Origin of the sequence: Catenovulum agarivorans YM01 (genome assembly GCF_000281085.1) — a bacterium.
Classification (GTDB): Bacteria; Pseudomonadota; Gammaproteobacteria; order Enterobacterales; family Alteromonadaceae; genus Catenovulum; species Catenovulum agarivorans.
In genome coordinates this window covers 18,026-32,929 of sequence record NZ_JH767522.1, presented here as the reverse complement: position 1 = coordinate 32,929, position 14,904 = coordinate 18,026, and the positions used below count along the sequence as shown (strand labels likewise).

Genomic DNA, 14,904 nt, shown 5'->3' with positions numbered 1-14,904 from the left:
TTAGCGTTTTAAATTGACGCGTTATTCAAACTGCTCTTGATAATCATTACCGCTGACATTGTTGCCCATCCAACCATGAACCTGTGTCATATAGTCTTTGGATGTAGACATCATTGCCGAAACAATGGCGCCACTGGTTTGATTATTATTAAAGTCATCTGTGTGGAATGGAGCATAAAACACGTTGCCAGTAACTGTGCAGTCTTGCGGTCGTTTTTCTATATTGTAGTCACCACTGAATCGCAACCAGCCTTGTTGTACTATGTTGGTTCGGGTTGAAGTTCCCGCGTAATAAAATCCATTATTGCTTACCCGCACATCTCTACTGTTTGTGCGTATTTTCACGGGTGAACCGGAAGTATTCATTATGGTATTGTCAAATACTTGGGTTCTGAGTGAATCTGCGATATAGAAGGCATGATACCTATCGTAGACATTACCGCCTGTATTGGTTTCATGATACGGAGCAATATGATTATCTTTCATAATGTTGTTAGCAATAATCACATCATCTGAACGTCTTACTTGAATAATTGAGCCGCCAAATACAGGCAAATTGTTGACGATAGTGGTTTCATCTGGGAAATAATAAGTACCGTTTTCAGTAAACAAACAGTCCTGTACCGTCAGTGTATTGTCTAAATCTGGACGATACGAATATAAATAAATTGGGTAAATTTGCCACTTTGTAAAATGGAGGTTTTCAAATACCACGGTTTTTTTACAGTTTGCATCTACGCCAATACAAGAAGCAGCCTGATTGTCTTTTACATAACCGCCATTGCCAAGTACAGCGAGATTGTCGTTGTTATAGGTGGTTATTAATAGGTGTTTGTCTAGATCCCAAGTGAAAGCGAATTTTTCTTTTTTCACCGCTTGCAAGCGATCTGTAAGTATCGCACTGGTCATTGGATTATCGTTATTTTTAAAGGTATCACCGCCTTTAAGTAAAATAACAAAGCCCAGCTCCGATGTATTTAACTGGCAAATTTCTTTGGCTCGATTTAAGGTTTTTACTGGTGTACTTTGCAATAGGCCATCATTGGCATCATCACCATTTGATGAAGACACATGGATTTTTAAGCACTGAGAAAATATGAGGTCATCTCTAACTCGTGCAACTAGATTTTGATTAGCAATGCTGGTTTTTCTTAATAATTTCTGAACTTTAAGACCCAAATGCGTAGGAGATGTAGCGCCAGACGTATCCTTCAATGTGATACCCGTAATGTATTCATCATCAGCAGCTTTGGCAAATGAACCGCTCGGTAGATCTGTATCTCCACCATTTACAATGCTGCCAACCTCCAATCCAGCTGGGAATGGAGCCGTATTTAATGCCACATCATATAACTTTCCGTCAGCGCTAATTTTTATACCCGTTAGGACATGCCCATTAGGTACAGATATTTCGTGGTTGGAAATTCTACTTTTACCAATCACTAAACTGGTACCAAGTGAACCGCCATTTACAATTGGCCGTGATTTAGTAGCGATTTTAACTGTAGAAGCACCGGGAATGCGGACTTTAACCTGAGTTATTCCCCATCCTTGATTTCCGTTTACAATTAAGTCAGGGGTGTTGGTGTTGTATGCACTAAATTCATGGTTTAAATCAAGTGCGTAGGCACTGTTAGAAAAGCCAATAGAAGCGCAAACTGCGGTTGCTACAGCTGTAGCAACCGCACCTTTCACAAATTCTCGTCTATTAATGGACATAGTAAATACCTCTAGTTGTGTATGTTAGTTGTATGTATGTTTTGTGGGTTTAAGCTACTTGCTTAATGTGCTTACACATAAGGCTAGCGCCCGCTCTGTTGAGACAAAGCGGGCACCAGTTGAAGATGATTAGAATCTAATATCGACTCCGACTCGCATAGTGCGACCAAATTCACCACGTCGATTAACTAATCGCCCAGATCTTTCATCGCCAGTGAAATAACGTTGAGCTGTTTCATTTGTGATGTTTTGGATGTTGCCAAATACTCTAAGCTTTTTGCTTATGTCGTAACGTGCTGATATCCCTAAATTAAACGCAGGTTCATCGTAGACAGTTCGTTCAGGAACATCTGCATTGATCTCAACTAAACGTTCCGTGCGATATTTAGCTGATAGTTGAACATTGAATTTATCAACTTCGTAAATGAGCGCCATATTACCGATAAAATCAGCTTGCCCCAGTAGCGACATCTTGGCTCCGTTTGCGATAAATGGTGAGCTGGTTTCACCATCAATAAACGCCAAATTTGCGGTCACTAAAAAGTTATCAAATGGTGCTGGAAGACTTTTAAATTGGTAGCGACCATTTAGTTCTGCACCAAACAACTTAGCACTAGTGGCATTAACAGGTTTAATGAACTCAGTTGCAGCTAAGCCTGTTAGTGGGTCTACCTCACTTCCACCTAACAATGGAAACAGTTCCGAGTTACTTGTAGATACACGGATAATGTAGTCTTTGATGTCCTTATAGTAGAAAGAAGCGGTTAAACTTGATTCTGCAGACGGATACCAACCCAGATTAAAGTCAATTTGATTGGCAATTTGTGGTTTTAAGAATGGATTACCACCCTCAGTTTTAATTGTGTAGTTTTCACGATTAGAGCAGACAGAGTAGGTGTTGTCTTCAAAGGTAAAACTGGTATAGCCAGAACATTCATTACTCACATCAGCACTTTGTTCTAGAAATTCATAAGTTTCTTCGATTATGCCGTTGGCCTCGCCAAAGCCTGGGCGAACTTGGCCTTTTGAAAGACTCAATCTTGCAACCACTTCGTCAGAATAATCATATCTAATATGCACTGCTGGAAAATAATTATCGTAGCTGTGGCGGTATGTTTCAAAGGCTGATGTGTCAGCTAGATCTTCCGTGATTATTTCGTCATTTTGATCTGACTCAGGGTTTAATCTGTCTAATCTAATAGAGCGATCGGTTAAGCCTGTAGCTGAATATTGAGTTTTTTCGTAGCGAACACCAGCGATAACTTCAAGCTCTGGTAATAACTCAACAGATAACATGGCGTATGCTGCGTCAGTATCTTCACCAGCTTGATAATCTTCGGTGGTTGCGTCTGGCTCGATACCCACAGCTGCACGTGCGGTTTCTAAGTATTCTCTGGCAAACTCTATAGTTGGAAATACTGCACCACCAGGTATACCACCGTTGATGTCAAAACCTGTTTCTGGCACGAAGGTAGGTAAGCCATCTAATGTTGTTGGTATACCTAAGCTTTCAATAGCTTCTTTTTCTTCGTTAGTGTTAATGGATTCAAATCTGGCACCACGACTGTAGCCACGTTCACGCTCACGGGATTTTATACCAGCTTTAAATGTGGCAAAGCTATCACCAATATAAAAGTCATGTTGTAAATCAATGTTAAATGAGTTTATTTCGTCATGGCGGGTCTCTCGGACCGCACCTATTTGTACTAACTCGAAATCTGCTGGTGTTGGCACAAATGTATAATCAATTTTATCTGGCTTATCAAAATCACCTGTACCTAAAAATGTATATTCTGCATCGGTTGCGCTCCAGGTCGCATCGACGATTGTGTCGCGAAGAATCCAGGTACCACGTCGTGCTTGACCAAATTCAAAATCATTAGTTGAGTGGTCAACGGCAAAACTCAGTTTCCAATCATCGTTACCAAATAGATAATCGCCCTCAAAATGAATCGCTTGAGTTGTTTCTTTAGTGGGGACGAAGAACATTTGGCGCTCAATATTTACGTCACTAAATATGCCGTGACCTTTTTCGCTTTCTATTGTTTCGCTGTCACTTGCACCTCGCAACGCAACTTCTTGCTGTACACGAATATCATCATCGTCTAGTGTTCCGTAGATACCGGATAGTTGAAGACGCCATGCATCATTAGGCTCAAAATCCAACACTAATGTGCCGCCTACACGTTCACGTGAGCCTCGCTCCATTCGTTGGTCTAGCTCTTGGATGGCCCAAATAACTTGCTCGTCATCTGCGATGTTATCTTGTTTTTGTTCTGCGCTTAGGGTTTTTTCAATACCGTTTCCTGAGGTTGAGCGTAATTGGTCACCTTGTACTGCAAAGTCTGAGTAACTTACTGCAGCAGCAATACCAAAACGACTATCGCCGGAGTTGAAGATTTTGGTAAAGTCAGCACGAATGTCTGGATCGAATTGTTCTGCTAATTCTTTATATTGAGTTCGTAAAGAAATATTTGCCGAAGAGCCTTTTCCACGTCTAAATGCAGATAAAGGTCGTAAGTCTACTTTGGCACCAAGTGAATCGTGATCTGTATCTGGTAATAATGTTTTACCGACGGAAACTTCTTGGAATAAGTCGCCTGGTACAACATCTAACGCAACCGAGCGTTTTCCGTTTGGATCAGATGCACCTAATTGAGCATTATTGATAGTGACTTGAACAAATGCTGGTTGTAGGCCTCGAACTGAAATAAAGCGTCCTTCACCTTCTTCACCCTCTACTGCTACACCTGCTAGACGAGAGAGTGATTCAGCTAAGGTTTGATCTGGGAAACTACCAACATCATCGGCTGTCATTACTGTAACCACGTTTTTAGCGGTTCTTTCAATTTGAGCTGCAGCATGCAATTGTCTGCGCAGACCAGTAACTTCAATTGTTTCTATTGATTGCTCTTCAGCTTTTGTTTCGTCTTGTGCCATAGCTGCAGTTGAAAGCCCCGCAAAGTTTGCACACAGTATTGTCGATATACACCAAGATAATTTGTTACGTGTTTTGTTCATTTGTTGCTACCCGTTGTTACTGTTTTTAATTGGTTCGTTACATAAATTTAAACTTTTTCGACCCTGTCGCAACAATACGGGGGTTGGAGAACGGTTAATAACATATTGTTAACGCTAAGTTACCTGTTAATACCACAACGGTTAGCAATTTTATTTATTTACCGATAAAATGGTGATTTTTGTAAGTAATTGAATTTAAATGCAAGTTTTTATTTTTGTCCCTATGGTATCTAGAAGAAATATCACTAAATATTAGACGTCCTAATATGAAAAAGCCAATGCAATTACATTAAATGGACGTTGGTCATATTTGATAATCCAGCTGTTTTCAGGATAATAATGCATCCAGCTTAACACTTACACAGGACTGGGATTTCGGTCGAAAAGTAAAAGAACTGTTATAATTAGATTTGTGTTTAACTTATCCAAGCTAATTGTTAGGCACGTATTTTTAACTAACTACATACGTTTTCCTGTCTAATGCTTAATTAGCTGCTTAGCTGCGTATCGATGAAACTTGTATATAGAACCATAGGGCTATGCCATGACCGATCGTTTTAATGGGAGCGACGACCCGATTGCAATAGAAGCATCGCGTCTTTTAGAAGCTAAACAATTTACTAAATCAGCAATTTTTACAAAATTATTTGTTTATTTGGTGAATTCAACTTTAAACAATGAGGTGCCCAAAGAAATTTCTATTGGTGTTGAAGTTTTTGGAAAAGACACAAGTTATGATCCATCGAATGATTCTTTGGTTAGAGTTTATGTACATAAACTCAGAAAAAAAATTGATGATATCTATAACGCCGACAAGGAGCGTCAAATAAGTGCCCGCCTGTCTATTCCCAAAGGTGGCTATGAAGTGATTTTAACCCCAACAGATCAAGTTGAAGCTACAGAGACTCGTTGGGGGTTGTCTGATATCAAACAAATTCACAGACGGACATGGATTATTATTGCTTTGAGTGTCTTGCTGCTTTTGTCATGGACGAGCAATTTTTTGCAATATTCGAATAAACCTACGATGAATAATCCAGCAAATCTATTTTGGTCTGAATTTGGCAAAAACAAAAAATTAACTTATGTTGTTTTGGGGGATTTATATTTGTTCCATTACAGGGAACCAAATTCTAACGTAAGATTCTTGGCCAGAAACCCAAAAGTAAACTCTGATGAAGGGTTTACTCATTGGTTGAAAGAATTCGATGAAAGTTCGGGAAATATCAGCAAAACTTCCAACCGTTTTTTAATGCAATCTTCCGCGTATACACTGACTAAAGTGACCAAAATGTTGGAACTTAACGGTATTAAATATGAGATAACAACATTGTCTGATCTTGATCCAAAAGTATTACGTGATACTAACTTCATTTATTTAGGTATGTATAAAACCATGGGGATATTAGGGAGCTATTTTGAAACTTCCAATTATTTTTGTGAAGAGGATTGTCAAAAGTCATTGTCGGATAAAAATCAAAACAAATATCGAAGGGTTGGTAATGTGCAAGGAGAGCATATGGACTTCGGCGTAGTTGCAAAACTTAATCGCGATAATGGTACTTTAGGGCTGTTTTTGACCGGGTTTACTGACACTGGCATCATGCAAGCAACTCGGGCTGTAACTTACGCTAGTGACTTTGAGATATTAAAGAATGCACTTGAAGCAAATAGTTTAAATTTGCAAGCTAGTTTCGATGTGCTTTATGAAGTAAATGGTTATGACTATGCTGATTATAAGAGTGAAATTAAGCAGGTATTAGAGATTTCTGAAGGCGCACTTTAAAACAGAGCTTGGGTAGATAATGTTGGTTCTACCCAAGCCTGTTGTTAGGTTAGTTTATGCGTGGTGGAAGTTTGGTTTGGTCAAACTTCACGCCGCTGTGTAGATCGGTATTGTTGTGTCTACGGCGTTCACTTGGCGGAAAGTCATTGGTTTCTGCAAGCCACTTGTCGAGCGCTTTTGTTAGCTCAGCTTGAATGGCTGCATATTTAGCCTGCCCTGCTAAGTTGTTCAATTCATACGGGTCATTTTCAACATCATAAAGCTCATATTCTGCCCGTGGCATTTCAAATAACCTAGCTTGTGCTTTGGTTAGTTGTTGGTTGTTTCGTGCTTTAATTAAACTTAAGTAAGAAGGACTGTCACCGATATCAGATGCGGTGCCGTGTGGGTGTTCAAGGTAAGCATTACGAATTAATTTATATCTATGGTTTCTAACACCTCGCATATGCTCGTCGATATTGTGCCAGTTACGTTCAAAAAATACATAATCTCGCGGTGCTGGGTTACCTTCAACTAAACCTTTAATTGGCGTACCTTGCATGCTTGCAGGCTGCTTAATGCCCACTAAGTCTAATAAGGTTGGCGCAAGGTCGATAACACTGATTAAGGCATCACTCGATTTACCTGCAGGCATTTTAGCAGGCCATTGCATAACCCAAGGGGTTTTGACGCCACTATCATATAGTGAACCTTTTTCTCGTGGGAATGGGGCACCATTGTCAGAAATGAACACTATGAGTGTATTTTCCAATAAACCTCTTTGTTGTAATTCATCGATGTAAACACCAATTTTCCCATCCATGCGTCGAATATATTCATAGTATAAAACTAGGTCTCCTCTGGTTGCCGTATCATCAATTAAGAATGGTGCGACTTTAACATTTTCTGGCTTCTGTGGTGGCTCAATGTTTGTAGGGCGGTAAGGCCTGTGTGGGTCTTTAAAACCAATCCACGCAAAAAATGGTTTGTCACCGTTTTTGTTCAAAAATTCTGGGAAATCAGCTAGGTTTTTACTATAAAAATCAAATTGCTTGTCACCGTTCTTGCCCAAGTGTGATTTTCTAATTAACGCGCTCGAGTAGCCTAAATCTTTTAAAAATGAAGGGATTAGTTTTAAACCTTCAGGAGCTGGCATATGTAAATCTTCAGCATCAGTAGAGTGAGGATAACGGCCAGATAAAATGCTAATTCTAGAAGGGGAACATTGAGACGTTGTTAAAAATGCATTGGTTGATAAAAAACCATTGTTTGCTATACGATCGATATTTGGTGTATCGATAAGTTCGTTACCATAAACACCGAAATCGCGCCAACTTGCGTCGTCAGCTACCAAGATTAAAATGTTTGGTTTTGCTGTTGAAGCATGAAGATTTATCGGTGTACAGATACACAAAAGCGTTAAGCTTAACAGTAACAAACTGTTGATGCGTTGTACCCAGAAACTGCTATAACTTCTGGGGAAAATATTGTTTTGTAACTGACATAAAATTGCCATATTGCAAACTCCTAGACATTAATATTCTGCATGTGAATTCCACATGCAATGTTTTTATACGTAAGTATGTTGTTACCAGTATTTTCTAACTATCCCCATTGGGCAATAGTTGAGAGGTTTGGAAACAGTTAAGGAACATAGAGGTAACTTTTTCAAGTGTTTGTAAAATAAAGAATAGCTTTGTGTTTGGCTAAATATCTTTAAGCTGTTTTTAGCAACACCTTTATGTTTCATTTTTGTTGGCTGACTTGCAATTTTCCGCAAGTACAGCCATTTTTCTGCTAAGATTTATTGGCCATCTGGATAAACTTTTAACATTTTGTCCATAGCAATAGTTGCATATATCACTGCGCCTAATCCTCTCGGATCGTTTAGCCTTGGTGTATGCTTTTTATAGTCTTCTGGGTAAGGGAATATGGGGGTGCCACGCACTATGCCTTTTACATCGCCATTAGGTGCGATCTGGCTTGTTAACCCTTTCCAAGCTAAATGCGCTGATTTTTTATATTTTGGGTCGGTTAACCAACCTTCGGCAACGCCTGTTGCAAGAGCACGCAAAAACATGGCTGTTACGCTAGTTTCTAAGTAACTCGTGTCATCGTTTAATACCTGATGCCAACGTCCATCCGTTTTATTTTGATAGGTCACCATAGCGTCACAGAAGACGATAAAGTTTTGCAATAGGTGTTGATATTTTGGATGTTCAGGCGGAATTATGTCTAACAATTCGACGTATACCATGGCCATCCAGCCTACGCCACGCCCCCAAATTGTTGAAGCTTTTTCGTCTATGCTCGCATAATATGCATGTCGGTATAGACCTGTAGGCTCATCAAACAAGTGTTTATGAAAGTTAAGTATCTGCAAAAGAGCTTCTTCTAGCAGAGCTTTGTCATTTAAGTACTGACTAGCGCGGATTAGAAACAAGCCTCCCATGAAAAGGTCATCAGATTGAACTGTATATGGATAAGGTGTTACGCGAGTAAAAGTACCGTCTTCAAGTCTAGGTATATACTGAATTTGTTCTAGAGCTCGCTTCAAGAACATTTGTTTTTCTTTGTAGAAAGATAGGTTACGTCCTTCTCGAGCCAGTGAATTAATAAAAGCTGCGGTTTGGGGGCCAAAATCATCTAACAGCATGAATCTGTCTGCATGCGAGAATGGACCAGCGATAACGTTCAGTTCTTCTCGTTGTTTTAAGATATTCGGGTAATGAGTAAAGAAAAACGATTGATGTTTTTCCATATATGCCAGAAATTGGTCGGTGTCGTAGTAATCACTCAATTGCTGCATGGCATCCAATATGGTGCCTGTAAAATAACGGAAATCTGAAAAATCTAGTTTGTCGTCAATGTCAGTTATGATTGGCCGAGTCTGCAATGCCCATTTTGCAGTACTTGATTGTGATTGTTTAGACAAGGCGAAAGGCGCTTTCTTGCCAGCTAGCTCGAACAAAAATTTAGTTTTTCTTGAGCGCATGCCGGTATCTGCGTAAATTGGTGCCAATATGATGTTTGGCTTAGCATCAAAAGGGGTAAACTCTAACTGGATAGTGTCACCATCCACGAATTTAAGCGCTACACCTGAGGCATAGTGATTGAGTTGATAGTCTACTTTTTTAAAAAACTGATTTTTTTTGCTGGTAGACTCTAAAACCAAGCTGTCATTGTGAAAAACTTTCAGTTTACCTGGCGTATGGCTAAGTGCTAACAATTTCTGCTGGGATGGATCTCGTTGATTTTCAAATTCATCAAGATCCAATACAACTTTGGTTTTAGCCAAATAGGTTTGATTTGGTTCGACAGTTATATCATTAAATCTAATGATATAACTGTCTTTCTGCGACCAACTTGCTGGTTTATCTACGAGGGTAAACTGGGTTGAGTTTACAATGTTCTGTGCAACTGTATGTGCAACCTCTTTAGGAGAAGCAGCTTTAACTGGGTTTGCAAATAGTACACAGCATAGTAGGGAGATGTTCACACAGGATTGGATTATCCTATGATTACTGTGTTTTATTAATGTCATTGTGATTGGTATCCTAAGAATTAATGGCACCTAAAGGTGCCATGTTGGAATATGTGAGACTAATTACATTTTAGGGTCGGCTTTCAAAGGTTGAGCTCGCGCCATTTCCTCGGTAAATTTCTTGCCGTTAATCTTTATATTTGACATGTGTAAATTATTTACATGTTTAATTTGTGCCGGAACAACTGAGTTTCCTATCTCGATGTCTCTTAATACTACGTTATTCACAGGTGCACTTGCATTGCCGAATATATGTAAACCGACTTCTGAGTCTTTACATTTAACGTCTTCTAGCAAAATGTCTTGGAAGGTTGTTGGTGCGTTGCCACCGCGGTAGCTGTGGTAGTCGTTGGTGAAAATAATAACCGACTCAGCGTAATCAGAACGGCAATTTCTGATATAAACTCTTTCAATTTTGCCACCACGATCGTTATTTGCTTTGAAGTAGAGCATATGACGACATTTTGGAATCTTGTAATTTTCAACATATACGTCACTTACCCCACCTGACATTTCGCTGCCTATGGCCATACCACCGCCTTTAGCCCCGACATATTCACAGTCGCGTACAACAATGTTGTAGCTTTTCTTACCTACTCGCCAACCGTCTTGATCGCGCCCGGCTTTAATGGCAACGCCATCATCATCAACTGAAAATACACAGTTTTGAATAAGCACATTGCTGCTTGAATCAGGATCAACTCCATCACTGTTGATGTGATCACTATCGATAGTAATGTTTCTAACTATTACTTGATCACAATAAACCGGATGCACACACCAGAATGGTGAATCGACTAAAGTAACTCCGTCTACTAATACGTTCTTACAATTGAAAAATTGCACAAATTGTGGACGTAAGTAGTGGCCAGGGCCAAAAATTCTGTCTTCAACTGGTACGCCATCTCTACCCATATCTCTTAGGTTGCGTTGGTCTTTCTTTTGCTTTTTACGCCACGGTAAAAAATTATCGAACCCTTGACCATCAATTTTCCCTTTACCAGTCAACGCTATATTGTGGCATGCTAGTGCATAAATAAATGGTGAATAATTGTAGCACTCAGTACCTTCCCAGCGAGTTTTAACTAGAGGTAAGTAATTTTCGCCACCTGCGCCAAATTTAACATGAGCACCTTCTTCTAGATGGATTTCCATGTTGCTGACGTAGTGGATTGGGCCATCTAATTGCCAAATACCTTTTGGAATGACTATGGTGCCACCACCTAATCGCGCTAATTCTTTAATGGCCAATTTTAATGCTGGAAGTGAATCAAATGATTGTCCACGTTTGGCGCCAAAATCAACAATATTCAATCTGACTTTCGGAATAACAGGTAGCTTGATATTGTTGACAATTTCATCAGCTTTTGACCAAGCGGTGTTGATATCAAATTGTGGATCTGCAGAAGCTAAGTTTGGCATCGCCTTGGTACCTGTTGCTGATGCACATGAAGATAGACTCATTCCCACGGAAGAAACTGCTCCAAGGGCCAAAGCTTTTTTTAGTAAATCTCGTCTTTCATTAATCGCCATTTTTTTATCCTGATATTTAAAAAGTTTATTCGATAAACTCAAGTTTTTAACTAAATATTTACCTTGTTGAAACTTACAAAAATATAGGTGAGTGTCAATTAAAAGCCCCGTGAAACATGGCCTGTAACGGTTATGTAAACAGTTAAAATCAGGTTAAACGTTGACTTGGTGCGCTTGGATGGATGAATATTGTTAAACAAATTAACAAACATCTTAACGAGTGAATAGCGGGTAATTTTCGCAGATTACTAATAGCACGAGTTTGAATTCGCTTGAGCCTCACTTGTTTAAATTTTCGTACATGTATCAGTTGAGTGAGCAGGCTATTTTGCCAGTTTGGTTTGGTGGAAAGCTTTTTAAGCACTTAATTTTTTAATTTTTGACAGGTAACCGTATGCAGCTTAGCGATGAATATTTAACTCAACACGCAACCTTAGTTGCTAACCTAGGCATAGCAATACCGAACTATGATAGGCGTAAACTAGAGGTCGGCATAGTTCACCTTGGTCTAGGTGCATTTCATCGTTCTCATCAGGCGGTATTTAATGAAGAGGTACTAAACCTCACCGGTGATTTACGTTGGGGAATATGTGCTGTTGCTTTTAGTAATGAACAACTTAAAAACCAAATAAATGCACAAGATGGTTTGTACACCAATGTTAGATGTGGCAAGGAGCAAAACTTTCAGATTGTTGGCTGTATTAAGCAAGCTCTAGTGGCTTCGAAACAGATGCAAGAAATCTTGGAGACGTTAGCATTGCCATCAGTTAAGTTAGTATCTCTCACTGTAACTGAAAAAGGTTATTGTTTGAATGAAGCTGGCGAGTTGGACATAAACTCGGCCAACGTACAACACGATATCAAGCACGTTCTTGAACCTAAAACGGCGATAGGTATATTGGTTGCGGGTTTTTACGTTCGTTTTCTAAAGTCTCAATCTGCATTTAACGTAATTGCTTGTGATAATTTGCCGCACAATGGCGACAAGTTGAAAAAAGCGACGGTTGCTCTGGCCAACGAGATTCGCCCAGAGTTAGCTCGATGGATTGAAGCCAACGCACATTTTCCGAACACTATGGTAGATTGTATTACTCCAAAAACGGAAGTTACAACTGTTTCAGCTGTTGAAACAAACTGTCGATTTAATGATAGTGTACCAGTTCAACGAGAACCTTTTGCTCAATGGGTAATAGAAGATATTCCAGGCATTGAGCGCCCTCAATGGGAAAAAGCTGGCGTAACCTTTACTAGTGATGTAGCTGGTTTTGAGAAGGCCAAATTACGTATTTTAAACGGTACTCATTCGGCACTTGCTTATATTGGTTCGTTATTGTCGATTGATACTGTATACAACGCGATTAATAACACCCAAATTAAAGCTTTTATTAGTGGCCTGCTTGAACACGAAATCATTCCATCTATCGATGCGCCCGTTGGGCTAGATTTAGCAGACTACGCAAAAGCGATTCTTGAGCGTTATGACAATCCCTCTATCCGCCATTTATTAAACCAGATCGCAGCAGATGGCTCGATAAAAATTCCGGTTCGCACATTAGAACCAATCAAAGAGAATTTGGCAACAGGCCGTTCAATTGAACGTTTGTCCATAGTTGTTGCCGCTTGGATTCGTTTTATAGTTTCTAGCGTTGAACAGCAAACCGAAATTTCAGACCCAAAAAAACAACAGATGCAAGTCGTGGTTCGTGGCTTTTCGGGTGATTCTAAACAAGATGTTGCAGCGTTCTTATCGATTGAAGGCATTGTTGAAAAAGATTTATTGGCAAACCCGAAATTCGTTGATTCGGTCGTACAGGCTTACAGTGAAATAGATTCATTTTTAGCTTCATTAGCTAACACACAATTATAATTTAGAGGTTTAAATGACCAGCTTTACTCCATACTCAATCCATGATGATCGTTTGTTTAGTGCTGATAGCAAACTCAAGTGTATCAGCCGTGATTTATATCAATCTATAAAAGACTTACCAATTGTTAGTCCGCATGGTCACACAGATCCACGTTGGTTTGCAGAAAATAACAACTTCTCAAATGCAACTGAATTGCTAATTATTCCAGACCACTATGTTTTCAGAATGTTGTATAGCCAAGGTGTTAGTTTGGAGTCTTTGGGGATTAAGCGTTTAGATGGGAGTTTAGTTGAAACTGACTACCGAAAAATTTGGCGTTGTTTCGCCAAACACTATTATCTATTCCATGGCACCCCATCACGGATGTGGATGGATCACGTTTTGTGCAGCATATTTGGTTTTGAAGTCGAATTAACTGAAGACTCTGCCGATTATTTCTACGACCGTATCAATGAAATTTTAGCCAGCGATGAGTTTAAACCGCGCGCTTTGTTAGATAAATTCAACATTGAATTGCTGGCAACCACAGAAGGTGGTTTAGACGATTTAACATACCATGCTCAGTTAAAAGGAACAGGCATAGATAAAACTGTTATTACCACTTTCCGACCAGACGATATTGTTGACCCTGAAAGTGGTAACTTTGCCAACAACTTGCATCTGTTGGCTGAAAAAACGGGCCAAGATTGTGCGAGCTGGCAAGGGTATTTAGCTGCAATACGTAACCGCCGTGCGTTTTTTCGTGAACATGGCGCGACAGCTAGTGATCACGGCCACGCCACCGCTAAGACTGCTGATTTAACCCCCAGTGAATGTGAACGTTTGTTTAACCAAGTGCGTTCAGGCAATTTCACTGCCGAACAAGCTGAATTGTTTCGTGCACAAATGTTGACTGAGCTCGCGGGTATGAGTTTAGAAGATGGAATGGTCATGCAAATTCATCCAGGCGTTTATCGTAATCATAATAGCCAGGTGTTCAAAAACTTTGGCAGAGACAAAGGTGGAGACATCCCAGTTCAAGCTGAGTTTGTGCATAACATGCAGCCATTGTTAAACAAATATGGCAACTCTACTGATATACGCATTATTTTATTCACGTTAGATGAGACAACTTATACACGAGAGCTTGCGCCACTGGCAGGCCATTATCCAGCGTTAAAGTTAGGCCCGGCTTGGTGGTTCCATGATTCACCTGAAGGCATGTTACGTTATCGCCATGCAATTACCGAAACTGCTGGTTTGTATAACACTGTTGGTTTCAATGACGACACTCGTGCATTTTTATCTATCCCTGCTCGTCACGATGTTGCGCGTCGTATTGATTGTCGTTTTTTAGCGCAAATGGTTGCTGAGCACAGAATTTCTGAAAGTGCTGCATTCGATTTAGCACATGACCTTACTTACCGGTTAGCAAAAGAAGCGTATCAAAATACGAGCAATAAATAGATATAACA

General features: G+C 39.8%; 8 protein-coding genes. 3 read left to right on the top strand and 5 right to left on the bottom strand.

Annotated features, from left to right (window positions below; translation table 11 throughout):
• Positions 1-21: 21 nt before the first annotated feature.
• Both WSC_RS0102815 and WSC_RS0102810 read right to left on the bottom strand, forming a co-directional pair.
• Positions 22-1,719, bottom strand: a complete 1,698-nt coding sequence (locus tag WSC_RS0102815; RefSeq protein WP_016954384.1) for a right-handed parallel beta-helix repeat-containing protein — start codon at positions 1,717-1,719, stop codon at positions 22-24.
• 129 nt (positions 1,720-1,848) lie between these two features.
• Positions 1,849-4,740, bottom strand: coding sequence for a TonB-dependent receptor (locus WSC_RS0102810; RefSeq protein ID WP_016954383.1), 2,892 nt, complete (start codon positions 4,738-4,740; stop codon positions 1,849-1,851).
• Positions 4,741-5,284: 544 nt separating this feature from the next.
• On the opposite strand from WSC_RS0102810, the gene WSC_RS0102805 reads away from it, so the two are divergent.
• Positions 5,285-6,526: a hypothetical protein gene (locus tag WSC_RS0102805; protein ID WP_016954382.1), complete on the top strand. Its 1,242-nt coding sequence runs from the start codon at positions 5,285-5,287 to the stop codon at positions 6,524-6,526.
• A gap of 49 nt (positions 6,527-6,575) precedes the next feature.
• Here the strand turns inward: WSC_RS0102805 and WSC_RS21675 are convergent, their stop codons facing one another.
• The 3 genes from WSC_RS21675 to WSC_RS21670 form a co-directional block, all read right to left on the bottom strand.
• Positions 6,576-8,021: a sulfatase family protein gene (locus WSC_RS21675; RefSeq protein WP_016954381.1), complete on the bottom strand. Its 1,446-nt coding sequence runs from the start codon at positions 8,019-8,021 to the stop codon at positions 6,576-6,578.
• A 288-nt stretch (positions 8,022-8,309) separates the two neighbouring features.
• Positions 8,310-10,004 carry a glycoside hydrolase family 88/105 protein gene (locus WSC_RS0102795; protein ID WP_016954380.1) on the bottom strand — a complete coding sequence of 565 codons (1,695 nt, stop codon included), beginning with the start codon at positions 10,002-10,004 and terminating at the stop codon, positions 8,310-8,312.
• A 108-nt stretch (positions 10,005-10,112) separates the two neighbouring features.
• Positions 10,113-11,582 carry a glycoside hydrolase family 28 protein gene (locus WSC_RS21670; RefSeq protein ID WP_082196102.1) on the bottom strand — a complete coding sequence of 490 codons (1,470 nt, stop codon included), beginning with the start codon at positions 11,580-11,582 and terminating at the stop codon, positions 10,113-10,115.
• A gap of 394 nt (positions 11,583-11,976) precedes the next feature.
• Between WSC_RS21670 and WSC_RS0102785 the strand changes: the two genes are divergently transcribed.
• Complete coding sequence (locus tag WSC_RS0102785; protein WP_016954378.1) at positions 11,977-13,449, top strand: mannitol dehydrogenase family protein; 1,473 nt, start codon at positions 11,977-11,979, stop codon at positions 13,447-13,449.
• Positions 13,450-13,462: 13 nt separating this feature from the next.
• Positions 13,463-14,896, top strand: a complete 1,434-nt coding sequence (gene uxaC, locus WSC_RS0102780; RefSeq protein ID WP_016954377.1) for a glucuronate isomerase — start codon at positions 13,463-13,465, stop codon at positions 14,894-14,896.
• The last annotated feature ends 8 nt before the right edge of the window (positions 14,897-14,904 follow it).